The sequence below is a fragment of the Pseudomonas sp. EL_65y_Pfl2_R95 genome (genome assembly GCF_963971045.1).
Taxonomy (GTDB): Bacteria; Pseudomonadota; Gammaproteobacteria; order Pseudomonadales; family Pseudomonadaceae; genus Aquipseudomonas.
Genome location: NZ_CAXAOV010000002.1, coordinates 486,327 through 511,380, shown reverse-complemented (window position 1 = coordinate 511,380; position 25,054 = coordinate 486,327). Strand labels below are relative to the sequence as shown.

26 protein-coding genes are annotated in these 25,054 nt (G+C 55.2%); 16 read left to right on the top strand and 10 right to left on the bottom strand.

Features of this window, described 5'->3' with window-relative positions:
• Positions 1-129: 129 nt before the first annotated feature.
• On the top strand, positions 130-1,011 hold the full coding sequence (locus AACY09_RS10220) for an AraC family transcriptional regulator (RefSeq protein WP_339487665.1): 882 nt from the start codon (positions 130-132) through the stop codon (positions 1,009-1,011).
• Between the two features lie 133 nt (positions 1,012-1,144).
• On the opposite strand, the gene AACY09_RS10215 is transcribed toward AACY09_RS10220, so the two are convergent.
• Positions 1,145-1,591 carry a PaaI family thioesterase gene (locus AACY09_RS10215; RefSeq protein WP_339487662.1) on the bottom strand — a complete coding sequence of 149 codons (447 nt, stop codon included), beginning with the start codon at positions 1,589-1,591 and terminating at the stop codon, positions 1,145-1,147.
• A gap of 170 nt (positions 1,592-1,761) precedes the next feature.
• Between AACY09_RS10215 and ung the strand changes: the two genes are divergently transcribed.
• A complete protein-coding gene (ung, locus tag AACY09_RS10210) occupies positions 1,762-2,469 on the top strand; it encodes a uracil-DNA glycosylase (protein WP_339487660.1) in 708 nt (235 codons plus the stop codon).
• Positions 2,470-2,494: 25 nt separating this feature from the next.
• Here the strand turns inward: ung and AACY09_RS10205 are convergent, their stop codons facing one another.
• From AACY09_RS10205 to AACY09_RS10180, 6 genes are all read right to left on the bottom strand, one after another.
• A complete protein-coding gene (locus tag AACY09_RS10205) occupies positions 2,495-3,367 on the bottom strand; it encodes a DUF6279 family lipoprotein (RefSeq protein ID WP_339487659.1) in 873 nt (290 codons plus the stop codon).
• Positions 3,368-3,518: 151 nt separating this feature from the next.
• Entirely contained in the window at positions 3,519-4,550 is a 1,032-nt protein-coding gene (locus tag AACY09_RS10200; protein WP_339487656.1) for an AbrB family transcriptional regulator, read from the bottom strand.
• Positions 4,543-6,048 (bottom strand): tripartite tricarboxylate transporter permease, encoded by a 1,506-nt coding sequence (locus AACY09_RS10195; protein ID WP_339487654.1) that lies wholly within the window; start codon positions 6,046-6,048, stop codon positions 4,543-4,545. The genes AACY09_RS10200 and AACY09_RS10195 overlap by 8 nt, the downstream gene beginning before the upstream one ends.
• A gap of 1 nt (position 6,049) precedes the next feature.
• Positions 6,050-6,493 carry a tripartite tricarboxylate transporter TctB family protein gene (locus AACY09_RS10190; protein WP_339487652.1) on the bottom strand — a complete coding sequence of 148 codons (444 nt, stop codon included), beginning with the start codon at positions 6,491-6,493 and terminating at the stop codon, positions 6,050-6,052.
• Positions 6,494-6,576: 83 nt separating this feature from the next.
• The gene (locus tag AACY09_RS10185; RefSeq protein WP_339487651.1) at positions 6,577-7,560 is read right to left on the bottom strand and encodes a Bug family tripartite tricarboxylate transporter substrate binding protein; all 984 of its coding nucleotides are present in this window, start codon (positions 7,558-7,560) and stop codon (positions 6,577-6,579) included.
• 29 nt (positions 7,561-7,589) lie between these two features.
• Positions 7,590-8,855 carry an OprD family porin gene (locus AACY09_RS10180; RefSeq protein ID WP_339487649.1) on the bottom strand — a complete coding sequence of 422 codons (1,266 nt, stop codon included), beginning with the start codon at positions 8,853-8,855 and terminating at the stop codon, positions 7,590-7,592.
• A 228-nt stretch (positions 8,856-9,083) separates the two neighbouring features.
• Here AACY09_RS10180 and AACY09_RS10175 point away from each other — a divergent pair, with 228 nt between their 5' ends.
• Positions 9,084-9,755, top strand: coding sequence for a response regulator (locus AACY09_RS10175; RefSeq protein WP_339487648.1), 672 nt, complete (start codon positions 9,084-9,086; stop codon positions 9,753-9,755).
• Positions 9,748-11,139 (top strand): sensor histidine kinase, encoded by a 1,392-nt coding sequence (locus AACY09_RS10170; protein WP_339487647.1) that lies wholly within the window; start codon positions 9,748-9,750, stop codon positions 11,137-11,139. Before AACY09_RS10175 ends, AACY09_RS10170 begins: the two co-directional genes overlap by 8 nt.
• 60 nt (positions 11,140-11,199) lie before the next feature.
• Here the strand turns inward: AACY09_RS10170 and AACY09_RS10165 are convergent, their stop codons facing one another.
• Both AACY09_RS10165 and ygfZ read right to left on the bottom strand, forming a co-directional pair.
• On the bottom strand, positions 11,200-12,036 hold the full coding sequence (locus tag AACY09_RS10165; RefSeq protein ID WP_339487646.1) for an HDOD domain-containing protein: 837 nt from the start codon (positions 12,034-12,036) through the stop codon (positions 11,200-11,202).
• A gap of 99 nt (positions 12,037-12,135) precedes the next feature.
• The gene (gene ygfZ, locus AACY09_RS10160; RefSeq protein ID WP_339487645.1) at positions 12,136-13,077 is read right to left on the bottom strand and encodes a CAF17-like 4Fe-4S cluster assembly/insertion protein YgfZ; all 942 of its coding nucleotides are present in this window, start codon (positions 13,075-13,077) and stop codon (positions 12,136-12,138) included.
• Between the two features lie 170 nt (positions 13,078-13,247).
• On the opposite strand from ygfZ, the gene AACY09_RS10155 reads away from it, so the two are divergent.
• Complete coding sequence (locus AACY09_RS10155; RefSeq protein ID WP_339487643.1) at positions 13,248-13,502, top strand: FAD assembly factor SdhE; 255 nt, start codon at positions 13,248-13,250, stop codon at positions 13,500-13,502.
• The gene (locus tag AACY09_RS10150) at positions 13,486-13,989 is read left to right on the top strand and encodes a hypothetical protein (protein WP_339487641.1); all 504 of its coding nucleotides are present in this window, start codon (positions 13,486-13,488) and stop codon (positions 13,987-13,989) included. Before AACY09_RS10155 ends, AACY09_RS10150 begins: the two co-directional genes overlap by 17 nt.
• Here the strand turns inward: AACY09_RS10150 and nadB are convergent.
• Positions 13,958-15,574: an L-aspartate oxidase gene (gene nadB, locus AACY09_RS10145; protein WP_339487638.1), complete on the bottom strand. Its 1,617-nt coding sequence runs from the start codon at positions 15,572-15,574 to the stop codon at positions 13,958-13,960. The two genes, AACY09_RS10150 and nadB, sit on opposite strands and share 32 nt — an antisense overlap.
• A gap of 378 nt (positions 15,575-15,952) precedes the next feature.
• Here nadB and rpoE point away from each other — a divergent pair, with 378 nt between their 5' ends.
• From rpoE to era, 10 genes are all read left to right on the top strand, one after another.
• Positions 15,953-16,534, top strand: a complete 582-nt coding sequence (gene rpoE, locus AACY09_RS10140) for an RNA polymerase sigma factor RpoE (RefSeq protein WP_339487636.1) — start codon at positions 15,953-15,955, stop codon at positions 16,532-16,534.
• A 31-nt stretch (positions 16,535-16,565) separates the two neighbouring features.
• Positions 16,566-17,162 (top strand): sigma-E factor negative regulatory protein, encoded by a 597-nt coding sequence (locus AACY09_RS10135; protein WP_339487634.1) that lies wholly within the window; start codon positions 16,566-16,568, stop codon positions 17,160-17,162.
• Between the two features lie 8 nt (positions 17,163-17,170).
• Entirely contained in the window at positions 17,171-18,124 is a 954-nt protein-coding gene (locus AACY09_RS10130; RefSeq protein ID WP_339487631.1) for a MucB/RseB C-terminal domain-containing protein, read from the top strand.
• On the top strand, positions 18,121-18,576 hold the full coding sequence (locus AACY09_RS10125; protein ID WP_339487630.1) for a SoxR reducing system RseC family protein: 456 nt from the start codon (positions 18,121-18,123) through the stop codon (positions 18,574-18,576). Before AACY09_RS10130 ends, AACY09_RS10125 begins: the two co-directional genes overlap by 4 nt.
• Before the next feature lie 36 nt (positions 18,577-18,612).
• The gene (locus AACY09_RS10120) at positions 18,613-20,040 is read left to right on the top strand and encodes a DegQ family serine endoprotease (RefSeq protein ID WP_339487629.1); all 1,428 of its coding nucleotides are present in this window, start codon (positions 18,613-18,615) and stop codon (positions 20,038-20,040) included.
• A gap of 206 nt (positions 20,041-20,246) precedes the next feature.
• Positions 20,247-22,046, top strand: coding sequence for a translation elongation factor 4 (gene lepA / locus AACY09_RS10115; protein WP_339487628.1), 1,800 nt, complete (start codon positions 20,247-20,249; stop codon positions 22,044-22,046).
• A gap of 5 nt (positions 22,047-22,051) precedes the next feature.
• Positions 22,052-22,909, top strand: a complete 858-nt coding sequence (gene lepB / locus AACY09_RS10110) for a signal peptidase I (RefSeq protein WP_339487627.1) — start codon at positions 22,052-22,054, stop codon at positions 22,907-22,909.
• Positions 22,910-23,015: 106 nt separating this feature from the next.
• The gene (locus AACY09_RS10105; protein ID WP_339487626.1) at positions 23,016-23,393 is read left to right on the top strand and encodes a DUF4845 domain-containing protein; all 378 of its coding nucleotides are present in this window, start codon (positions 23,016-23,018) and stop codon (positions 23,391-23,393) included.
• On the top strand, positions 23,390-24,079 hold the full coding sequence (rnc, locus tag AACY09_RS10100) for a ribonuclease III (protein WP_089358563.1): 690 nt from the start codon (positions 23,390-23,392) through the stop codon (positions 24,077-24,079). Before AACY09_RS10105 ends, rnc begins: the two co-directional genes overlap by 4 nt.
• Entirely contained in the window at positions 24,072-24,974 is a 903-nt protein-coding gene (era, locus tag AACY09_RS10095) for a GTPase Era (protein WP_339487623.1), read from the top strand. Before rnc ends, era begins: the two co-directional genes overlap by 8 nt.
• The last annotated feature ends 80 nt before the right edge of the window (positions 24,975-25,054 follow it).

Below are 25,054 nucleotides of genomic sequence, written 5' to 3'. Positions count from 1 at the left end.
TTTTCATACTGTTATAGCGCTTGTACTGGGGCTTGTGGATTGACGATCTTGTGACGCGAATGGACTATCTTGGTTTTGTAGACTGATATAACGTCGATCTACGCCAAGGTTAGCGATGGGCAATAGTCGATGAGCAGTCAAGTTGAAACCTCCAGCTGGCCCTTGCCAGCCAATGGCTTGCGTTTTATTACACCGCCGCGCCTGCGCCGGGTTATGGCACGTAATTCACTGACTCAAGGTTGTTACCCATTGGCTCTGGGTTTTTACCCGAATGCATCGAGCCACCGCATGCAACGCTCGGCACCTGACGACTATTTGCTGATCTACTGCCGTTCAGGGCAGGGCTGGCTTGAGACAGCTGATGGACGATTGGATGTTGCTGGCGGTGATTTATTGCTTCTGCCCAAAGACCAGGAACATGCCTATGGTGCTGACAGCCTTAAGCCGTGGACAATCTATTGGATTCACTTTGATGGTGAGCTGGTGGGCGAGTTTTTACGCCCGCTTGGCAAAGGCCCGCTGTGGCGAATTGGCGTACAGCCGCGGTTGCTGGCCGAGCTGGATGCACTGCTCAACCTGCGTAAGGAGGGGTTGAGCCTGCGCCACTTCATCTATGCGGCGCATCAGCTGCAGGCGTTGTTAGCGTCGTTGGCGGTACTGCCTGCGCGGGTTAAATTGAAGTCTGGCCGGGTGTTGGATATTGATGCCGTGCAAGCGGTGATGCGCGCGCACCTGCATGACAGCCTCAATCTCGATGAACTGGCTGCGCAGTTCAAATTATCGCGCTTTCATTTTGCCAAGACTTACCGTGCCTTGACCGGACAGGCGCCGATTCAGGATTTTATTCAACTTAAAATGGCCCACGCCTGTCGCCTGCTCGATGAAGGCGAACAAAGCATTCGCCAAGTCGCCGAGCAGCTTGGTTATGAGGATGTGTATTACTTCTCGCGGCTGTTTCGCAAAGTCGTCGGTATGGCGCCCAGCCATTACCGCGCGCTGCATCAAGGCTGATTGACGCCTCGCGCTGTTGACGCTCAGGGTGGTCGACGCTCGTTTCGGCCACCATTTGCGCGGGCACATACGATTATTAATTGACCCAGGGTGGCCAAGCTTCGCGTTGACGCACCCTACGAAATGCCATCGACTAAACCCGGGCGATGGTCGCAAGGCCGGTGGCAACCATTTTCTGTTTGCCGTCACGCACGGCGAATACATCCGCACGGGTCACCACTTGGCGTTTGCCGGCTTTGATTACATCACTGCGGCAAATCAATTTCTCGCCGAGCGCCGGTGCGAGCATATTGACCTTGTATTCACTGGTGACCACATCGCCGACCAGCGAGGCCGCTGCCCATGCGCAAGCGCTGTCGATCATAAAACCGATCACCGCGCCGTGGACGAAACCATGGTGCTGCGTCAACTCCTTGCGTGGCACCACTTCCATCTCAATCGCCCCGGCGCTGAAGTGCGTCAGGCTAAAGCCAATCATCTGGGCGAAGGGTGAGTGCTGCAAGGCCTGCTCAAGCTGTTCACGGCTGAAGTGGGGCTCGATTGCAACGGAATCTGGATCTATGTCGAGAGAAGTGTTCATGTCCGTATCCTTGGCGGTAGAGTTTCAGTCTTGGCCGATTCCTCGCTGCTCACAAGCTGTATCCAAGCCTGTGATGCAGGCTCATTAGTGCTTGCCTTGACTTGCCAAGGCGGGTTCTCTAGCGTGCGCCCTTATATTGTTTAGTGTTTGTGTTGGGCATGAAGGTAGATATGACCGCAGGTGACCGCGTCAAACTTGAAGCAGGCTGGAAAGCGGCGTTGAGTAATGAATTTGAACAGCCCTACATGAAGCAGTTGGGTGAGTTCTTGCGTATAGAGAAAGCCGCAGGGAAAGAGGTCTATCCGCCGGGGCCGATGATTTTCAATGCCTTTAATTCGACGCCGCTGGCGCAGGTCAAGGTCGTGATAATCGGCCAGGATCCTTACCACGGACCGGGTCAGGCACATGGCATGTGTTTCTCGGTGCAGCCGGGCATTGCCACGCCGCCGTCCTTGCTCAATATCTACAAAGAGCTTAAGCGCGATCTTAATATTGATATCGCGGGGCACGGCTATTTGCAGTCATGGGCGGAGCAGGGCGTGCTGCTGCTGAACACCTCGCTGACCGTAGAGCGAGCAAACGCAGGCTCCCACGCCAAGAAAGGTTGGCATTTGTTTACTGATAAGGTGATTGAAACTGTCAGCAGGCAACAGCAGCATGTGGTGTTTATGCTTTGGGGCGCCCATGCGCAAAGCAAGGAAAAGCTGATTGATAGCACCAAACACTTGGTCTTGCGTTCGGTGCACCCATCGCCTTTGTCGGCCTATCGAGGCTTTATTGGCAATGGTCACTTCAGCCGTGCGAATAAATTTCTCCAGCAGCATGAGTTGCCGACGATCAACTGGAAGCTGCCAGCAGAGGTTCAACCACTCAGCTGAGTGGGTTGATACACCGCTTGGTAACTCAGGGCGCGGCAGGAATGCACACCTGTTGCCTGAGTTGATCCTGAAACTTACTCAAGCGCTTGCTGATCGCTGTGTGCTGCTCCTCGCTGGCTTGACTGATCAAGTCGCTCAATAGTGTGGCGAGCGCCGCTTGGGCCCTGGAATACCCTTGCTTGTAGTCAGCGGTATAGAATTCTTCGCGTGATTCCAGCAAGGGTCGCAGCCGCGCGGCGAATGCGTCGGTACGGCGCGTCTTTAACGCGCTGTGTAGCGCGTTCTGCCAGGCGGCACGGTTGTCCAGCCAAATGCGGTTTTGTGGGCCAAGGCTGGCGGACCAGGCATCGATTCGTCTTTCCTGTTGTGGGCTTAACGTGCCGAACCAAGGCTCAAGGCGCTCTTGCATGCGCGCGCTGCGTTCACTGATCTGGGTAGCCAGCGGCGGTTCGATAAATTCTTGTTGGTCCTGCTCATTTTGCTCTTCCAGCGACTCATACAAATCTGCCACTTGCCGGTCCGACAGGCTACTCAGCAACTCGGTGGCTGTTGGTGTGATTTTTCTGGCGATGCGTTTGAAGGCACTGTCGACCTGATTGAGTTGCAGGCTGATGGCTTCGCTGCTTGGCGCCGGTTGTTCAAGTAATTGCTGGGTCTGCTCCAGCCAACTGATGGTATTGGGCAGCTCTGCGCTGCAGTGCCAGTTCAAGAGCGTTTGCAACTGAGGCTTGAGCAGGTCTTTTTGCTCGGAGGTCAGATTGAGCGCGTCATCAATCTTCCACATCAACCACCAGTCAATGTGCTTGTATGAGAAGCCGACCATGCTGCAGGCACTCAGCGTGAGGCAGAGCAGGCTTATACCCATCAGACCTTTGAGTTTCTTGCTCGACCCGATCATTAAACGTGCCTCAGTCCCTAACTGTTGCAGAATCTATATACGCCTAGCTTATGACAGCTTGCGCAGGACAACTGCGTTTTGAAATATCCACTAAAAAAGAACCCGCACAGGTGGCGGGTTAAACGTGGTTCTTATGGGCGCATGTGTTGGCTTACGTCTTCTGCCACACCTTAAATAAAGGTTCGGCCAGGAACATCACCATAAACAAGCGCAGCACTTGCAGCGCGGTCACCAACGCCACCGACAGTTGTAAGGCCTCAGCGGTGAGGCAGAGTTCAGTAATGCCGCCCGGCATCATGCCCAGCATCAACGAAGTTGAGTCTTGTTCGGCAATCAGGCCTAAGCCTTTGGCGAGTAGAACGGCGGTCAGCATAGCCAAAAGGGTGAACAACAAGATGCGCAGTAGAAAACCCGGTGCGCTGCGGAAAAATGCACGGTCGAAGTGACAACCCAGTGCGCAGCCAATCAGCCATTGGCCAACCTGACCCATGCCCGGCGGCAACCCGATGTGCAGGTCAAAGGTGCAAGCGGCAATTGCGCAGGCTGTGAGTGGGCCGAGCATCCAGGGGTTGGGCTGCTTGAGCGCGCCCCAGATAAGCGCCAATACCGCACCGGCAGGCATCAGTATGGCCAGCCACATCCAGTCAACCGGTGCCGGAGCAGGACGCTCCATGGGTGGCAGGCTCCAAGTGAATAATGCCGGTACGATCAATACCACAAGCAACAAACGCATGCTGTGGGCGGCCGCAACACGGGCCGTTTGAGCATTGTGACGTTGGGCGAAATTGACCATCTCGCTGGCGCCACCCGGCATGCTTGAGAAAAACGCCGTGGCGCGATCAACACCCGACCTGCGCAACAGCGCAATGCCGATCACACTCAGGAGCAGGGTGCAGAATGCACCGGCAAGAATCACCCCGAAGTGGCTTTGCAGTTGAACCATGACTTCACTGGTGAAGTGCAGGCCGATAGCGCTGGAGACAATCCATTGGCCAGCTTTGCGACCGGAAGGAACCTCGCTCACCAGCCAGCCACTGCAGCGGGCAATAATGACCGCGAGCAGTGAGCCGATAATCCAGGGCAAAGGCCAGCCAACAAGGCTGGCCAGGTAACCACCGACCGCACCGATCAGCGGCGTTGCCCACCACTCGGGCAGGCGAGCCAGGAAGGGCAGGTTAGGCATGTGCAATGCGTGCTTTGCGCGCGCGCCACCAACGGAAACCCGGCAGGGACAGCATCACTACCACCAGCGCCCAGAGAATAAGCGTGATCGGGCTGGACCAGAGAATATTCAGGTCACCAGCAGAGATCGACAGGGCGCGGCGCAGATTGTCTTCCATGAGCTCACCCAAAACGAAGCCGAGAATCACCGCCGAAAGCGGGAAGTCGAGCTTGCGTAATATGTAGCCGAATACCCCTAGCAGAATCATCAGCACCAGGTCGAATGTGGTGCTGTGCACGGCATACACACCGACCATACTGATTACCGTGATAGCCGGAACCAGTACCCAGTTCGGCACGCTCAGCATGCGTGAGAACAAGCCAACCAGCGGGATGTTCATTACCAGCAGAATCACGTTGCCGATAAACAGCGAAGCGATCAGGCCCCAGACGACATCAGGCTGCTGTTCGAAGAGCAGTGGGCCAGGCGTGATGTTGTAAAGCGTCAGTGCGCCGATCATCACCGCCGTGGTGCCGGAACCCGGAACACCCAGCGTCAGCATTGGAATCAGTGAGCCGCAGGCCGAGGCATTGTTGGCCGCTTCAGGTGCTGCAAGACCGCGCAAGTCACCTTCGCCGAATTTGCCGTTGTCGCCTGCCATGCGCTTTTCAGTCATGTAGGTCATGGCGCTGGCAATGGTTGCACCGGCGCCTGGCAAGGTGCCAATCACAAAGCCTGCAACCGCGCTGCGCACCATGGTCCAGAAGGTGAAGCAGAACTCTTTGAAGTTGAACAACAGACGGCCACTGGCCTTAACCGCTTTTTGCCCGTTGTGGGTTTTTTCCAGCATCAACAAGACTTCGCTGACGCTGAAGAAACCGATCACCACGATGACGAACTGTATACCGTCCGAGAGGCTGACGCTGCCGAAGGTAAAGCGGTAGACCCCGGTGGTTGAGTCAACCCCGACAGTGGCCAATGCCAAGCCAATCAGCGCAGCCATCAGGGTTTTTACCGGTTTGTCGCCGACCATACCGCCGAGGCAGGCGATTGCGAAAATCATCAGCACAAAGTACTCGGCAGGGCCAAATGCCACGGCCCACTTGGCCAGCAATGGTGCAAATAACACCACACCGCAGGTGGCGATAATGCTGCCGATAAACGAGCTGACAGCTGACAACGAGAGGGCAATGCCAGCTTTACCCTGGCGTGCCAATGGATAGCCGTCGAGGGTGGTCATTACCGCAGCTGCATCGCCCGGTACGTTGAGCAAAATGGCCGAAATACGACCGCCGTATTCGCAGCCCAGATACACCGCCGCCAACAGAATCAGCGCGGTCTCCGGGGGTAAGCCCAAGGCGAATGCCAACGGTAGCAGCAGGGCCACGCCGTTGATTGGGCCCAGGCCCGGCAGCAAGCCGACGATGGTGCCGACGAATGCGCCGAACAACGCGACCAGCAGGTTGGCAGGGCGGGTAGCGACATCAAAGCCTTGCATTAAATAAGTTAGCGTTTCCATCTCAACCCTCCACGTAGGCTTCTAGCACGCCAAGCGGCAGAGGCACATCCAGCAAATAATCAAATAACACGAAAAGCAAAATACCCATCAGCACAGCGCTGATCAGGCAGGGTACTGGGCGACCGGTGAACAGCAAACCAAGCAGGAATACCGCGACAGTGGTGCTTAAAACAAAACCCAGGGGTTCAAACGTCAGGGCATAAGCCAGCAGTACGAGCACACACATGGCCGACCGTTTCATGGTCGGAATGTGCAGCTGTTGTTCCATCAGACCCGGTTTGATGACCAGCCACAACGAGCCAGCCCCCATCAGCGCCAGTAACAGCAGCGGATAAGCGCGTGGACCCACTGGGTCGTAGGCGAAGGGTGCTTGGAAACCCCAAGCGACGAAGGCGAGCGAGATGCATAGCAGCAACCAGATCGCAGAGAACAAGCGGACATACATGGCGGAAGTCTCGTAAAAAATGAGGCGCGGTGGGCGTCTAGTGAGTGGATGCAAGCGCTAGCTTGCACCCACGTCAGTTAGGCTCAGGGTTGCTGAACCAGACCGAATTCGCCGGCGAGCTTCTTGTAGTCTTCAACTTGCTTGAAGACGAACGCTTTCAACTCATCACCGGTCAGCGACAGGGGCAGCAGATCACGTTGTTCACGCAGCTTGGCGAAGTCTTCGCTGGCGAGCATGGTGTCGAACTGCTGTTTCCACCAGTTGTACTGTTCATCACTTACTTCCGGGCCCACGTAGAAGCCGCGGATAACTGGCCAGCTAATGTCGTAGCCTTGCTCTTTGGCGGTTGGGATATCCGCCAGTTTGCCCGGCAGGCGCTCATCAGACAGAACCGCCAGAATGCGGATTTTCTTCGCTTCGATCTGTGGCGTGACTTCACCCAAGCCGCTGCTGGTGACCTGAACATGACCGCCGAGCATCGCGGTAACGGTTTCGCCGCCGCCTTCAAAGGCGACATAACGCAGGTTTTTCGGGTCGATACCTGCTGCACGGGCGATCAATGCGGTTTGCATCCAGTCTTGGCCGCCGATGGTCGCGCCAGCGCCAAACACCACGCTTGATGGGTCTTTTTTCAGGGCCTGAATCAAATCATCAAGGTTTTGGTAAGGCGAATCTGCACGCACGGTAATCGCACCGTAGTCAGTGCCAACCGCCGCCAGCCAGCGTACGGCGCTCTCGTCATAACGGCCAAACTTGCCTTGGGCCAAGTTGAGCAACGAGCCACTGGAGAACGCAACAATGGTGCCCGGATCATCGGCACGCTGGGCAACAACAGCGTTATAGGCCACCGCGCCAACGCCGCCCGGCATGTAGGTGACGCGCATCGGTTTTTTCAGCAGGCCGCCATCTTTCAGGCCGCTTTGTGCCAGCTTGCAGGTCAGGTCGAAACCGCCACCTGGTTTGGCTGGAGCGATACATTCAGGACGCTTTGGCTCAGCAGCGAGCAGTTGGCCGGCAAATGCCAGGCAGGCTGTTGCGAGAGCGATTCGGGTAAAGGCAGTTTTCATTGACTGTTCCTCTTGGGTTTTTATTGTGCTTACCAGACGGCTAGTGAATAGCCGATCACGATGCGGTTTTCATCAGCGTTGCGGGCAAAGTCCGAGCGGAAAGATGCATTACGCAGGCGTACGTAAAGGTCTTTCATTGGGCCGCTCTGGACCACGTATTTGAATTCGATGTCGCGTTCCCATTCGTCGCCGGTCTCGTCACTGCCAGCGATCTGCGCATCACTACCGCTGATGTAGCGCGTCAGGAAGCTCAAGCCAGGCACGCCAAATGCGGCGAAGTTATAGTCGTAGCGAGCTTGCCAAGAGCGCTCATCGGCGTTGGCGAAGTCATTGATTTGTACAAAGTTGACCAGAAAGGGGTCGGTGCCATCGACATAAGCAAAGCCGGTATCGCCACTCATATCTTGATAAGCCAAGCTTAGCTTATGACCGTTCAGGCCATAGCTGAGCATGCCGTGAAGTGCGCGGTTATCGACTTTACCGGCATTGGCTGCGCCATGATCATCGCTGAGCGCGAGCCGCAGGTCCGCGGTAAAGGTGCCCGGGCCAACCGGCTGCGAGGCATTTAGGCCAAAGAAGTGTTGGCGGTAAATGTCGTCCAGTTCGGCGAAATGGTAGCGGCCGGTGATACGGTCAGTGAACTTGTAGTCGGCACCTGCCAGGGTTAAATGATCAGCAGTCGCGGCGCTGGCAAAGCGGCCGTTCTTGTTGTTGATCGCCAGGTCTTGGTTGTTGCTGGAGTCACGGTCCTTGGTTTCATCGATACGCCCGCCGGTGAAGGTCAGGTTGCTGATGTCTTTGGATGTGACCAGACCGCCTTCAAAGGTTTGCGGCAGAATACGGCTGTCGTTGGTCTTGAGTGTTGGCAGTTCGGGCATCAAGGTGCCGACTTTCAACTCGGTCTCGGAAACCTTAACTTTGCCGGTCAGGCCCAAGTGTGAATACTCATCTGCAGCGCGGCCATCGTCATGGGTCGGCAGCAGGCCGGTGCCGGTTCGGTCCGGGCTGGAATCCAGTTTCAGACCGAGCAAACCCAGTGCATCCACGCCGAAACCGACGGTGCCTTCGGTGTAACCTGATTGAATATCGAAGATGAAACCCTGGGCCCATTCTTCACGTTTGTTCTGGCCAGTGCCTTCACGGAAATCGCGATTCAGGTAAATATTGTTGGCAGTAAGGGTGCCGGAGCTGTCTTTGAAAAACTCGGCATGGGCAACTGGGGCGAGAAAGGCAGTGCTGACAGCTACGCTTAGCAGATTAACGGGCGTAAGTGTCTTGTTTGATGCTGATGGCATCCTGTGGTCTCCATTGTTGTTGTTTTTGTAACGGTTGCACGCCACTGTGCTAACCGTTTGGGTAAGTGGATCGAGCCACTTAAGACCGATGCTATTGGCTCAAGCTTTCAGCAACCTTTCATTGCTGAAAAGTTTTTGTCATAAAGCGCTGTGTCGAAAGCCTGCTTCACAGATGCCTCAGCAGGGGTACACTCCCGCGCTGCTTTTAACTGCCCGTCGGAGGTGATGGTGCGAATTCTGTTGGTAGAAGACCATCCGCAACTTGCGGCAAGTGTGGCGCAAGCGCTCAAGAGTGCTGGCTGGACTGTTGATGTGTTGCACGACGGGGTGGCGGCGGATCTTGCCTTGAGCAGCGAGCAATATGCACTGGCCATTCTCGATATCGGCTTGCCGCGCATGGACGGCTTCGAAGTGCTGGCGCGTTTGCGCGGCCGTAGTAATACCTTGCCGGTGTTGATGCTCACCGCACGCGGGGAGGTTAAGGATCGGGTCCATGGGCTGAACCTGGGCGCTGATGACTACCTGGCCAAACCATTCGAACTGAGCGAGTTGGAAGCGCGGGTCAAAGCCCTGCTGCGGCGCACTGTTCTGGGGGGGGAGCAAGTCCAGCGCTGCGGCGATCTTGTCTATGACTTGGCGACCCGACGTTTTCACCTGCAGGATCAATTGCTCACCTTGACCTCCCGCGAGCAAGCGGTGCTTGAGGCGATGATCGCTCGCCCGGGGCGGGTTATGAGCAAGGAGCAATTGGCCGCGCAAGTGTTCGGTCTGGACGAAGACGCCAGTGCCGATGCGATTGAAATATACATTCACCGTTTGCGCAAAAAGCTCGAAGGCAATGCGGTAAAAATCGTCACCTTCAGAGGTTTGGGTTATCTGCTGGAGGCTGTCAGTGGCTGAAGTGGGTAGCTTGCGTGGGCGCCTGCTGTGGCGTTTGGCGATTTTGCTGGCGGTGATTTTGCTGGTTAGCAGCGTCAGTGCTTATTTGAGTGCCCGGCGCGCTGCCGACACGGCGTACGACCGCACCTTGCTGGCTTCGGCGCGGGCGATCGCCGATGGCCTGTATGCCGAAGATGGCCGGCTTAGAGCCAATGTGCCCTATGTCGCGCTCGACACTTTCGCCTATGACAGCGCCGGGCGTATTTACTATCAAGTTATTGGTTTGAAGGGCGCCTTGGTCTCCGGTTATGACGACTTGCCGAAGGCGCCGCCCGGCACCAAGCGCACAGATGATTATCCCGCATTGGCGCACTTTTATGATGGTCAGTACCGGGGACAGGGCGTGCGTGTCGTCAGCCTTTGGCAGCCGGTGAGTGAACCGCAGTTAAACGGTTTGGCCGAGATTCGGGTGGCAGAAACTCAAGGCGCCCGTGAACGTCTTGCTCGTGAGTTGTTGTACGGCACACTGTGGCGCATGGGGTTATTGTCGGTCAGTGCCCTGGTTTTGGTGTGGCTGGCAGTCAGTGCTACCTTGCGCCCGCTCAATCGCTTGCGCCGCACTGTGTCCTCACGCACCCGGGAAGATCTGCGGCCGTTGCCGGATGACGACATGCCGCGCGAGTTGCGGCCTTTGGTGGGTGCGCTGAATCAATTTAATGAGCGCCTGCACCAACTCTTTGAGCGCCAGTCACAGTTTATCGCCGATGCAGCCCATGAATTGCGCACCCCACTTGCGGCTATCAAGGCCAGGGTCGAGTTGGGCTTGCGTTCGCAACAACCTGAGGTGTGGAAAAGTACCCTGGAAGATGCGGCGCAAAATACCGATCGCCTGACGCACTTGGCTAACCAGTTGCTGTCGCTGGCAAGGATCGAGAGCGGAGCACGGGCTATCGCCGAAGGTGGTGCACAGCAACTTGACCTTAGCCAGCTAGCGCGGGAATTGGGTTTGGCGTTGGCGCCATTGGCCCATGCTCGTGGGGTTTCGCTGGCATTGGAGGCGGATAAACCAATTTGGCTGCATGGTGAGCCAACGCTGCTCAATGAGCTGCTCTCCAATCTGGTGGATAACGCCATTGCCCATACCCCGGCGGGCGGCAATGTGGTCATTCGGGTGGCCGAACCTTGCGTTCTTGAGGTGGAGGACGATGGCCCTGGCATTCCCCAGGCGGATCACGAAAAGGTCTTCGAGCGGTTTTATCGGCGCAATGCGCAGGGCTCGGGCGCAGGCTTGGGACTGGCGATTGTTGGCGAGATATGCCGGGCGCATCAGGCGCATATCAGCCTTCATCAATCGCCGAGCAATGGCTTGCGTGTGCGAGTGTCGTTTATTGCGGCGGCAGTCTAATCCTGCGCAGGCCTCCTTGGGCATGCCAAGGAGGCCTGACAGGCTTCTATTGGCTGCTGATCATTGCAGCATTTTCATGGCGGCTTCCATGTCTGCTGCCAGATCCTGGTCTTCCTGAACGTCAACGTTAGGGTCAAGACCCAGCTTTGAGAACGCTGGAATCTGGCTCCAATCAAGCTGGGTGTAAGGGTGATCGGTGCCCAGATAGCTCTGCAAGGTGGCCACTTGCACGATGTCGACATAATCGACTTTGGCACTGTCGCGCGTAAAGTCCAAGTGCTGGCTTGGCACCATGCTGATCAGCTCCGGAAAGTCCCAGGCGCGCAGAATTCGGTCACCGATAATCGGATGAATATTGTCGATTACATGGCTCAGGCTGATGGAGTCGGCCATAAGCTCACTGTTTTCTTCCGCATACGTCAGAATCGGCAATACGCCGATCTGATGCACCAGCCCCGCAAGGGTGGCTTGATCAGGCATCAGGCGCGTGTAGTGACGACAGAGAACATGGCAGATGCCTGCGATTTCTGTACTTTTCGTCCAGACTTCACGCATCTTGCGATCGACAACATCCGTGGTTGCCTGAAACATTTGCTCCATGGCTAGGCCAATTGCCAGGTTGCAGGTGTAGTTAATACCCAAGCGGCTGACCGCCATCTGCAAGTCGGTAATTTCGCGGCTTGAGCGCAACAGTGGACTGTTGACCACTTTGATAATGCGAGCGGTGAGCGCTGCGTCGTTGCCGATTACCTTGCTGATTTGCGGTACGCCGATGTCCGGGTCTTCGGCTGCATCACGCACTTTCAGTGCCACTTCTGGCAATGTCGGTAATACCAGTCGGTCGTTATCAATGGCCTCAATCAGTTCCTGTTGGACCTTCTCGGCAAGTTTGCTCATCGTTGTTCTCGTATAGGTTGGGCAACTTGAAGTGTACGCAGCGGCATGATTTTTCGCGTGTAGTACTTCGCTTTTATGAGGTTTGCCGCATACAGGCTATTACCGTTGGATATCGCGGTCCGAATCCAGGGTGTAAGGCAAATCGAGCAGTTTCAATGTCGGGCCATCTGCGGTGCCCAATCTTAGATCGGCACTTTCAGCGGCGTCATTCTGCAATACCGCCAGTAATTCAATGCCGGCTTCACTGTGAGCCGCTGTCACGACTTCCCCCACTGATGAGCTGTGTACGTTGGAAAACAGCTCAGTCCCAGGCGCAGGTAATTCTTGGCCGTCGATCGCCAGGCGGTACAAACGGCGCTTGAGCTTGCCGAGGTACTGCATGCGCGCGACGATTTCCTGGCCGGTGTAACAGCCCTTTTTAAAGCTGACGCCGCCCAAGGCTTGCAGGTTGAGCATCTGCGGGATAAACACCTCGCGGGTACTGCCCTGAACATGACCGATACCCTGACGAATCAGTGCCAGTTGCCATTGATTAAGGTCTGCCTGCGCGGCGTGATCGCTCAAATGGTTCTGCAGGGCCTGTGCCTGCTCGGCGGGTGCCCAGAGTTCTGCGCAGTTTTCAGCCACGCGCACGGCAATCAACTGATCGTTGCGGGCAACGCTGTCTTGGCTCTGGTCGAGATCAAGCCCCAGGCCAAGCAATGCGTTGTCGCAGTTGCTGAGACCAAAGCGTACCCATTGGCTGGTTTCATCGGTCAGTTTTGACTTGGAAAACACCGCGTATTTTTGCAGGTCAGCGAGTTGCGGTTCGACCAATTCACGGGCCATCGCAAGTAAGTAGCCGTCGGCGACGCTAATTACCCGGAAGCTGGAGACCATTCGGCCTTTGGGCGTGCAGCGTGCGCCCAGGCTGGAATGACTGTCGCTTAAGTAGTTGAGGTTGCAGGTCAATTGGCCTTGCAAGAATTTATTAGCGTCCGCGCCGCGTACGGTGAGAATGCCTTCGTGACTGAGCATGCAAAAAAACGCGGTATCAACCATGGCAATCAAGTATCGCTGGAAAAGAGTTAGGTGCTCATCATAGAGGGCTACAAAGTGCTTGTCAGCGCCAGCGTGCGATTGCTTTTGCGACAGTCAGGGTCAACAGCACGCGCTTTCGCCGGTATACTGGCGAGCTATATCAATGCCAGGCTTGCTCAAGGATCTGTCCAATGGTCGACTCGACTGAACTCAATCGTCTTTTCTGGCATAGCCGCCGCGGCATGCTTGAGTTGGATGTGTTGCTGGTGCCCTTTGTCAAAGAAGTTTATTCAGACCTTGATCCTGAAGATAGAGCGCGCTACGTCAAACTGCTCGAATGCGAAGATCAAGACATGTTTGGCTGGTTTATGCAGCGCTCGGAGCCAGAAGATGCGGATCTCAAGCGCATGGTTCGGATGATTTTGGACCGTGTCCAGCCAAAGTAGTTATTTTGAGTTTCGCTGGCAGTCTTCAATGTGGCTGCGGTTTTTCTATCTGGGCATCCAGCTACTCGCCCTGATAACAGTATGGGTAATTGATTTGCCCGTGTGGGCGAGCACCAGTGCGACCTTGCTTTGCGGGGCGCACGGGGCTTGGGTGTTTGCGCGGCATGTGTCGTTGCTCGCACCCGAGGCGCTGACTGCCTTGCGCCGTGTGGGCGATGACTGGCAGTTGTGGAGCGCTGCACAGGGCTGGCGCTCCGTTGAGTTGTTGCCAGACAGTTTGGCCCTGCCTTGGGTCATTGTGTTGCGCTTTCGCTGGCTGGCGCCGGGGGCGGCGTCCAGGTTGGCGCAAGTGCTAATGCCCTATACCGCTCGCACTCCAATGGCACATACCCTCTGTATCCCACGGGATGCCATGACCGGTGCTGAGCACCGGCGTTTGCGCGTGCGGCTTAAGTTCAGCCCGCGTAGGTGGCCGGCTGCAGAATAGTGTCTTCAGCCAGTGCGAGCATATTGGGGTAGTCCAGCGTGTAATGCAGGCCGCGTGATTCCTTGCGCTGCATGGCAGAGCGAATAATCAACTCTGCAACTTGGGCAAGGTTCCTCAGTTCGATCAAGTCACGGCTGACTTTGTAGTTGCTGTAGAACTCGTCAATCTCATCCAGCAACAGGCGCACGCGGTGTTCAGCGCGTTGCAGGCGTTTGTTGGTGCGCACAATGCCGACGTAGTCCCACATAAACCGGCGTAACTCATCCCAGTTGTGCGCAATGATGACGTCTTCGTCGGAGTCGGTAACTTGGCTCGCATCCCAGTCAGGCAAGTCGGCCGGGGTGGCAATCTCATCCAGCTGGCGGGCGATGTCATCTGCTGCTGCCCTGGCATAAACGAAGCATTCGAGCAGCGAGTTGCTGGCCATACGGTTGGCGCCATGTAGGCCGGTAAAGCTGGTTTCGCCGATGGCATAAAGGCCTGGAACATCGGTGTGTCCCGATTGATCAACCACTACACCACCGCACGTGTAGTGCGCTGCTGGCACCACGGGGATGGGTTGTTTAGTGATGTCGATGCCGAAGTCCAGGCAGCGTTCATAAACGGTCGGGAAGTGGGATTTGATAAAGTCGGCTGGTTTGTGGCTGATATCGAGATAAACGCAGTCAACCCCCAGGCGTTTCATTTCATGGTCGATCGCGCGGGCCACGATATCGCGCGGTGCAAGCTCGGCACGCTTATCAAAGCGCTGCATAAAGCGTGAACCGTTAGGGAGTTTCAGGTGCGCACCTTCGCCGCGCAGGGCTTCGGTGATCAGAAAGCTTTTTGCTTGTGGGTGATACAGGCAGGTCGGGTGGAACTGGTTGAACTCCAGATTGCCGACCCGGCAGCCCGCGCGCCAGGCCATTGCAATGCCGTCGCCGCAAGCGCCGTCAGGGTTGCTGGTATAGAGGTAGACCTTGGCTGCGCCGCCGGTGGCGAGAATCACAAAGCGTGCGCTGTAGGTGTCGACTTGGCCCGTGTCGCGGTTAAGCACGTAGGCGCCGATACAGCGTTCACCGTCCAGGCCCAGCTTGCGCTCGGTGATTAAATCAACCGCCACGCGCTGCTCAAGCAGTTCAATGTTATCCCGGTGCTGGGCTTGCTCCAGCAGGGTTTTGAATATTGCGGCGCCCGTTGCATCGGCTGCGTGAATAATGCGTCGGTGGCTATGACCGCCCTCACGGGTCAGGTGAAACTCGAATCCGCCGTCTTCGCGGGCAGTTTCATCGTCACGGGTGAAGGGCACGCCTTGATCAATCAGCCATTGGATGGCCTCACGGCTGTGCTCAACGGTGAAGCGCACGGCGTCTTCACGGCACAAGCCACCGCCAGCATTGAGGGTATCTTCAACATGTGACTCGACGGTGTCGAGGTCGTCAAGCACTGCCGCAACACCACCTTGCGCCCAAAAAGTCGAGCCATTGGCAAGCGCGCCTTTGCTGAGTACCGCGATCTTGAGGTGCGCCGGCAAGGTTAAGGCGAGGGTAAGACCAGCAGCGCCGCTGCCAATAACCAGAACGTCATGTTGAAAGTGGTGGCTCATTAAGCTGATTCCGCGTGAATGCCCCTCTAGTATATAGAGGGGGGGCGCGTCACAATAGCCGGCTTGATACGGTGTGAACACTAAGGGAACTTTTTTTAAGTATTTGGGTTCTATTAGCCGTCACCCGGAGAGGGACATTGTTTGTTTATCGTAGCGGTTTGGTTATAGATCGCGGCTTTTGGCGGTAATCTAAACGTTCTAAGATTATTTGCGCAGGTCACAGGCGTTGCCTTGGCCTGCGCAGTTTCATGCAGAACTGAAAAAAATCTGCAAGAAGCTTGGTTGGAGGGGAGAACTTTTGCGCAACGCCCGAGTCTATTTTTGCAAGCCGAGTCATTGGCTGGCGCTGCACTCCTCACAATTCACTAAGGAGTGTTCATGCTAAGCCAGGAAGAGGATCAGCAGCTTGTTGAGCGTGTACAACGCGGCGACAAGCGCGCATTTGATCTATTGGTGTTGAAGTATCAGCACAAGATTTTAGGTCTGATCGTGCGGTTCGTGCACGACAGCCACGAGGCGCAGGATGTTGCTCAAGAGGCTTTTGTAAAAGCGTATCGAGCATTAGGAAACTTTCGCGGTGACAGTGCGTTCTATACGTGGCTGTACCGCATTGCCATTAACACGGCAAAGAATTATCTGGTGTCACGCGGTCGTCGTCCGCCAGATAGTGATGTAAGCGCTGAAGATGCCGAATTTTATGATGGGGATCACGCCCTCAAAGATATCGAATCGCCAGAGCGGGCATTACTGAGAGATGAAATTGAAGCCACCGTGCATCGTTGCATCGAACAATTACCAGAAGATTTACGCACGGCCCTAACATTGCGTGAATTTGATGGTCTCAGTTATGAAGACATTGCGAGTGTGATGCAGTGTCCAGTCGGTACAGTGCGTTCGCGGATTTTCCGGGCGCGAGAAGCAATTGATAAGTCACTGCAGCCTTTGTTGCAAGACACCTAAGACCGCGGCGACAGCCAAGAGAGGAACCGTTATGAGTCGTGAAGCCCTGCAGGAATCGCTGTCCGCGGTGATGGATAACGAAGCGGACGAAATGGAACTGCGACGTGTGCTCAGCGCCAGCAATGACGCTGAACTTCGCGGCAAATGGTCGCGCTACCAAATAGCTCGCGCAGTGATGCATAAAGAGCTGCTTGAGCCGCGCTTGGATATCGCCAGTGCTGTGTCTGCCGCTATTGCTGATGAAGCAGTGCCGCAAATGCCGAGCAATGTAACCCGTGGGCCATGGCGCGCTGTGGGCCGTCTGGCTGTTGCCGCCTCGGTGACCGTTGCGGTGTTGGCTGGCGTGCGACTCTACAATCAGGACGATCTGACCGGCGCTGAACTTGCCCAGCAAGCGGCTAACCAGCCTGCGCTTAACCACGTTCAGGTTCAGGGTCCTGCAATGTTGGCCGGATTTACCACTGATGATCAGGGAACATCCATGATACCGTCGAGTAAAGCTGAGCCAACATGGCATGAGCAGCGCTTGCCGTCCTATGTACGTCAGCATGCCCAGCAGCTTGGAACCAACGTGACTGAAGGCGCTCTGCCATATGCACGCGCTGCCAGTCTGGACGAAAGCCGTTAAGGAAACGCATGCGCTTTATACCCCTGACCGCCTTATTGTTAGGCGGTTGCTTGGCGTTACCTGCTGCTGCATCTGATGCGCAAGATTGGTTACGGCGTTTATCAGATGCGAGTCAGCACCAAAGCTACCATGGCACGTTCGTATACGAGCGCAATGGTAGCTTTTCTACTCATAGCATTTGGCACCAGGTTGGCAAGGATAGCGTTGTCCGCGATCGCTTGCTGCAACTGGACGGCCCCTCCCATGAGACTTTCCTCGTTAATGGTCGCACTGAATGTGTGGTTGGCGCTTTGGCCGATCAAGTCAGTGATGCGCAAGCGTGGCCATCGCGCGAGCTAAATGTGGATGAGTTAGCCAAGTTTTACGACATGCGTGTCATCGGCGAATCCCGCGTCGCCGGGCACAATGCAGTCGTTTTAGGCCTTATGCCCCGTGATCAGCACCGCTATGGCGTTGAGTTGCACCTTGACCGCGAGACCGGAGTCCCGCTCAAGTCGTTGCTGCTCAATGACAAGGGCCAGATGCTCGAGCGCTTCCAGTTCACTCAATTTGATGCAGCGAACGGCGCAGATGCTGAAGTATTGCAGCCCAGTGGTGATTGCAAGCCAGTTAAACGCGTTGAGTCAACGCCGCTGGATGCCAAAGCGTGGCGGTCAGACTGGCTGCCCCCTGGTTTTGTCTTGACCTCAACCAGTCAGCGGGTCAGCCCGCTGTCGAAAGAGCCAGTGGCCAGTTTGCTCTATGACGATGGCCTGGCACGCTTCTCTGTCTTTCTGGAGCCGCTGGATGGCGCAGTCGCCAATGACGCGCGCAGTCAGCTAGGGCCAACCGTTGCTGTTTCGCGACGTTTGGTCACCGACGCTGGTGACGTTATGGTCACTGTCGTCGGAGAGATTCCGCTTGGCACCGCTGAGCGGGTGGCGTTATCAGTTCGTCCGGGTGAGGCTAAACCTCAACCATGATCGAAGAGCAGGGGCGGGTGGTTGCGGTAGAGTCCGGCGCAGTTTGGGTCGAGACACTTCGCAAAAGCACCTGCTCCACCTGCTCGGCAAATGCTGGTTGCGGCCAGGGTTTGCTCGATAAATTAGGCGTCGATAGCCGTCGTGGCTACGTCAGAGCGCTATCAAATCTGCAGTTAAGTGTTGGCGACCACGTAGTGATTGGGGTGCGCGAGGATTTGCTTGTGCGCGGGTCATTACTGGTCTATCTGATGCCCTTGATTGGGCTGTTTGCGGCAGCTGTTCTAGCCGATCAGCTGTCTTTGAGTGAGCCGCTTGTCATTCTGTCTGGTTTCGCGGGGTTGGCTGCATCCTGGCTCGGGGTGCGCTGGCGGAGTTCCCGTGTGGCAGAAGATCCACAACTTCAGCCGGTAGTAATGCGTGCTGTATTAGCAAATGCTACGACTGTTTATTAAGTCATACCTCTATTCCGGATGGGGAGCTGTACGTTAATGCCTAGCCTGAAAATATGCTGTTCTGCTGTGCTCTCATTGTTGCTGATGGGGCAGGTGCTTTCTGCTCATGCCGAGCTGCCTGACTTCACCGAGTTGGTTGAGAAAGCATCGCCTGCGGTTGTTAATATTAGTACACGGCAAAAAATTCCAGATGCGGTCGCCAGTTCTGGCGGAATGACGGCGCCAGACCTTGAAGGCCTGCCGCCAATGTTTCGTGAGTTCTTCGAGCGCAGTCTTCCACAGCAGCCGCGACCGCCAAGTCATGGTCGCCAGCGTGAAGCGCAGTCGTTGGGTTCTGGTTTTATCATTTCCTCTGACGGCTACATCATGACCAACAATCATGTGGTCGCCGATGCCGACGAAATTATTGTCCGCCTGTCTGATCGCAGTGAGCTTGAAGCCAAGGTGATTGGGGCAGACCCACGCAGCGACGTGGCTTTGCTCAAGGTCGATGCCAAAGACCTGCCAACAGTCACTTTGGGTAAGTCTGAAGACCTCAAGGTCGGTGAGTGGGTCCTGGCGATTGGCTCGCCTTTTGGTTTCGATCACTCAGTGACGGCCGGTATCGTCAGTGCCAAGGGTCGTAGCCTGCCAAATGAAAGCTATGTGCCGTTTATTCAGACTGATGTCGCGATCAATCCGGGGAACTCCGGTGGGCCGCTGTTTAACCTGAAAGGCGAGGTTGTGGGCATCAACTCGCAGATATTCACTCGTTCTGGTGGCTTTATGGGGCTGTCGTTTGCAATCCCGATGAGCGTGGCCATGGATGTGGCTGACCAGCTCAAGACTGACGGTAAAGTAAGTCGTGGCTGGCTGGGTGTGGTTATTCAGGAGGTCAATAAAGATCTTGCTGAGTCGTTCGGTTTGGATAAGCCTGCCGGCGCTTTGGTTGCCCAGGTGCTTGAAGATGGCCCGGGTGCAAAAAGCGGCTTGAAGGTCGGTGATGTGATCCTGAGTCTTAATGGCAAGCCGATCATCATGTCTGCGGATCTGCCGCATCTGGTGGGTGGTTTGAAGCCGGGCTCCAAGGCGGAAATGGACGTGGTTCGCGATGGTGCTCACAAGAAGCTTGAGCTGACCATTGGCTCGCTGCCTGAAGATGGCGGTGCGCTAGCGGACACTGCGACGCCAGGTGCAGAGCAGAGCAGCAACCGCTTGGGTATTAAAGTGGCTGAGCTCACCGCTGATCAGAAGAAAGCACTGGACCTGAAGGGCGGCGTGGTGATCAGTGAAGTCATGGATGGCCCTGCCGCGTTGATCGGTCTGCGTCAGGGGGATGTGATTACCCACCTGAACAACCAGTCGATTGATTCTGCTGCCACCTTTGCCACTGTTGCCAAAGCACTGCCGAAGGATCGCTCGGTGTCGATGCGCGTACTGCGCAAGGGCCGTGCTAGCTTTATTACCTTCAAGTTGTCCGAATAGCTGTAAAGAGCAGAAAAGGGCGATTTTATCGCCCTTTTTTGTGCCTTGCGGCGGCTGAATTCAGCCCAATCGATTGGAATGCAAGGCATTGTCGGCCTTATGTCTGTCAGGTCAGGGGCCGTGGGTGACGAATTGACGGTAAATCGGGTACACTTCGCGGCTATTTTCGGCGGGCAGTCGCCTGCGATCTTTTTGAGTGTTGTCTTGTGAGTGACCTGAGCCACATACGTAATTTCAGTATTATTGCCCACATTGACCACGGCAAGTCGACCCTTGCTGACCGCTTTATTCAAATGTGCGGTGGTCTGTCTGAGCGCGAAATGGAGGCCCAGGTGCTGGACTCCATGGACTTGGAGCGCGAGCGCGGCATTACTATCAAGGCGCATAGCGTGACCTTGTATTACAAGGCGCGTGACGGCAAAACCTATCAGCTGAACTTTATTGATACCCCCGGCCACGTTGACTTCACCTACGAAGTCAGCCGTTCGCTGGCGGCGTGCGAAGGCGCGTTGCTGGTGGTTGATGCGGGCCAAGGTGTTGAAGCGCAGTCCGTAGCTAACTGCTACACCGCTATCGAGCAAGGCCTTGAGGTCATGCCGGTACTGAACAAGATGGACTTGCCACAGGCCGAGCCTGAGCGCGTTAAGGAAGAAATCGAACACATTATCGGCATTGATGCCACTGATGCCGTGGCCTGTAGTGCCAAGAGCGGCATGGGCGTTGATGAAGTGCTGGAGCGTCTGGTTAAAACCATTCCAGCGCCGACCGGTGAGATTGAGGCGCCGTTGCAAGCCTTGATCATTGACTCATGGTTCGATAACTACCTGGGCGTTGTCTCTTTGGTGCGCGTGCGTCACGGACGCATCAAGAAGGGTGACAAAGTACTGGTTAAGTCGACCGGCAAAACCCATCAGGTGGATAGCGTGGGTGTGTTCAACCCCAAGCACACCGCCACCGTCGACCTTAAAGCCGGGGAAGTAGGCTTTATCATCGCCGGCATCAAGGACATTCACGGTGCGCCAGTGGGCGATACCTTGACGCTGTCGAATACCCCTGATGTTGACATGCTGCCTGGTTTCAAGCGCGTAAAACCACAGGTTTACGCCGGTTTGTTCCCGGTGAGCTCCGATGACTTCGAAGACTTCCGCGAAGCCCTGCAAAAGCTCACGCTCAATGATGCGGCCTTGCAATACGAGCCGGAAAGCTCCGATGCCTTGGGTTTTGGTTTCCGCATTGGCTTCCTTGGCATGCTGCACATGGAAATCATTCAGGAGCGCCTTGAGCGTGAGTACGACCTGGACCTGATCACCACAGCGCCGACCGTAGTCTTTGAAGTTGTGCTCAAGACCGGTGAAACCATCTACGTCGACAACCCATCGAAGCTGCCGGATGTTTCTGCTGTTGAGGACATGCGTGAGCCAATCGTGCGGGCCAATATTCTGGTGCCCCAAGAGCATTTGGGTAATGTCATCACCCTGTGTATCGAAAAGCGCGGCGTACAGATCGACATGCAGTACTTGAGCAGTCAGGTGCAGGTTTCATACGATTTGCCAATGAATGAAGTGGTACTCGACTTCTTCGACCGCCTTAAGTCGGTAAGTCGTGGTTATGCGTCGCTGGATTACAGTTTCGTTCGTTTCCAGTCAGCTAATCTGGTCAAGCTGGATGTGCTGATCAACGGCGAAAAGGTTGATGCATTGGCGTTGATCGTTCACCGCGACAAGGCCCATTACAAAGGCCGTTCGCTGACCGAGAAGATGAAAGAGCTGATTCCACGTCAGATGTTCGATGTGGCGATTCAGGCTGCAATTGGTGGGCAAATCATCGCGCGCACAAGCGTTAAAGCGTTGCGTAAAAACGTACTGGCCAAATGCTACGGGGGCGACGTAAGCCGTAAACGTAAGCTGCTTGAAAAGCAGAAGGCCGGTAAGAAAAGAATGAAGCAGGTCGGCAACGTGGAAATTCCACAGGAAGCCTTCCTTGCTGTTCTCAAGGTGGATAGCTAAGACATATGTCGATCAATTTCCCGCTGTTACTGGTCATCGCGGTCGCTGTTTGTGGCGCTTTGGCATTATTTGACTTGGTGTTTTTAGCGCCGCGTCGACGTACTGCAATCGCCACCTACCAAGGTCAGATTGAGGGTGAAGCCGACGAGCAGGTGATTGAGCGACTGAATAAAGAACCGCTGCTGGTTGAATACGGCAAGTCGTTCTTCCCTGTATTGGCGATTGTCCTGATTCTGCGGTCCTTTCTGGTTGAGCCCTTCCAGATCCCGTCGGGCTCTATGCGTCCGACCCTGGAAGTGGGTGATTTTATCCTGGTCAACAAATTCGCCTACGGCATTCGTTTACCGGTGATCGACACCAAGGTTATTCAGGTCGAGGACCCGCAGCGCGGCGATGTCATGGTCTTTCGCTACCCGAGCGATCCGAACATCAACTACATCAAGCGTGTAGTCGGTTTGCCCGGTGACCAGATTCGTTACAGTAAAGACAAACACCTGTTCGTAAATGGTAAGCAGGTCGCTCAACAGTTAATCGGTGAAGAGCCCGGCAGCCTAGGCAGCGTGATGCTCTATAACGAGAAACTCGGCGAAGCTGAACACTTGATTCGTAAAGAAATGAAGCGTTATCACGCTGTACCCGGCGGTGAGTGGACAGTGCCTGACGGGCATTACTTCATGATGGGCGATAACCGCGACAACTCGAACGACAGTCGTTACTGGAATGACCCGAACATTCCAAAGCCGCTGCTGGGCATGGTCCCGGACCAGAATATTGTGGGTAAGGCCTTTGCGGTATGGATGAGCTGGCCTGATCCGAAAATGAGTAATCTGCCAAACTTCTCACGTGTTGGCTTGATTCACTGATTTAAACGATAAAAATGCGGCGCTGTTCAAATCAGCGCCGCCGTCTATATATAGTCTGGTGACTCGCCGTTTTGGCGTTTTAAAATTCTAATAAATGGGGTCAATCATGACATTTGCGCGCTCGCAAAAGGGAATGTCTATTATAAGTTGGTTGCTGGTGCTGGGGCTTGTCGCTTTTTTTGCCAGCGCTGCGTTCAAAGTAATACCGCACTACCTTGACTATATGTCGATGGAAAAGATCATCACCTCGGTTGAAACCGATAAAGCCGAGGACATTCGTACCGTTCGTGATTTTTACAGCCATGTCAGCAAAGGCATGCAGGTCAATAGTATTCGTGACTTGAAGCTTGAGGATGCCCTCAAGGTGACAGTTGAGAACAATGAGTTTCGCGCTCACCTCAAGTATGAGAAGCGTGAGCCACTGATCGAGAACCTCGATCTGGTGGTCCATTTTGATAAAGAATTCCGTGTGCGTATGCCGTGAATGATTCGTTAGCCCGTTTAGAGCGTAAGCTCGGTTACACCTTTAAAGACCAGGACCACATGGTCCTGGCTCTGACGCACCGTAGTTTTGCTGGACGCAACAATGAGCGTCTGGAGTTTCTCGGTGACGCTATTCTTAATTTTGTTGCCGGGGAGGCGCTCTTTGAGCGTTTTCCGCAGGCTCGCGAAGGCCAGTTGTCACGTTTGCGTGCCCGTCTGGTCAAGGGCGAGACCTTGGCAATTCTGGCGCGAGGCTTTGACTTGGGTGAATACCTGCGTCTCGGCTCTGGCGAATTGAAAAGCGGCGGTTTTCGCCGCGAATCAATTCTTGCCGATGCGCTGGAAGCTTTGATCGGCGCTATTTACCTGGATTCAGGCATGGAGGCTGCGCGTGAGCGGGTGCTGGCATGGCTGACCAATGAGCTGGAAAGCTTGACGCTGGTTGATACCAACAAAGACCCGAAAACGCGACTGCAGGAATTCCTGCAATCACGCGCCTGTGAGTTGCCACGCTACGACGTGGTTGATATTCAAGGCGAGCCGCACTGTCGGACATTCATCGTTGAATGTCAGGTGACTTTATTGAATGACAAAACCTTGGGGCAGGGCGCTAGTCGGCGCATTGCTGAGCAGGTTGCCGCAGCGGCAGCTCTGATCGCCTTGGGTGTGGAGAATGGCCATGACTGATTCACCTGTTTCACGCTGTGGCTATGTCGCCATCGTTGGCCGGCCAAACGTGGGCAAGTCAACGCTGTTGAACCATATCCTTGGGCAAAAGCTGGCAATTACCTCGCGTAAGCCGCAAACCACGCGCCATAACATGCTCGGGATCAAAACCGAAGGCGGCGCTCAGGCTATCTATGTAGATACCCCTGGCCTGCACAAAAACAATGAAAAAGCTCTCAACCGGTACATGAACAAGAGTGCTTCGTCGGCGTTGAAAGACGTTGATGTGGTGATTTTTGTGGTTGATCGCACCCGTTGGACCGATGAAGATCAAATGGTCCTTGAGCGTATTCAGTACGTTGAAGGCCCGGTGATTCTGGCCATCAACAAGACTGACCGTCTTGAAGACAAATCAGACCTGATGCCGCATCTGGAGTGGCTGGCCACTCAGTTGCCGAAGGCTGAGATTGTGCCGATTTCTGCGCACCACGGGCATAACCTTGAAACCCTTGAGAAACTGGTCAGCGGTCACTTGCCCGAAGGCGAGCATTTCTTCCCTGAAGACCAGATCACCGATCGCTCAAGTCGCTTTTTCGCCGCTGAACTGGTGCGTGAAAAGATCATGCGCCAGTTGGGTGCAGAGTTGCCGTACCAGATCACCGTTGAAATTGAAGAATTCAAGCAGGAAGGACGCATTCTGCACATTCATGCGCTGATTCTGGTTGAGCGTGATGGCCAGAAGAAAATCATCATTGGCGACAAGGGTGATCGGATCAAGCGGGTTGGCCAAGAAGCGCGTAAAGACATGGAAGTGCTGTTCGATTCCAAGGTCATGCTCAATCTTTGGGTCAAGGTTAAAGGTGGTTGGTCGGACGATGAGCGGGCATTACGTTCGCTCGGTTACGACGACATCTAGCAATCGCTGAAAAATTACTGCGCTAGAGATTACGGCGTTGAAAAACTGCTCAAAATGCTCATTTAGGACAACTAAACTGC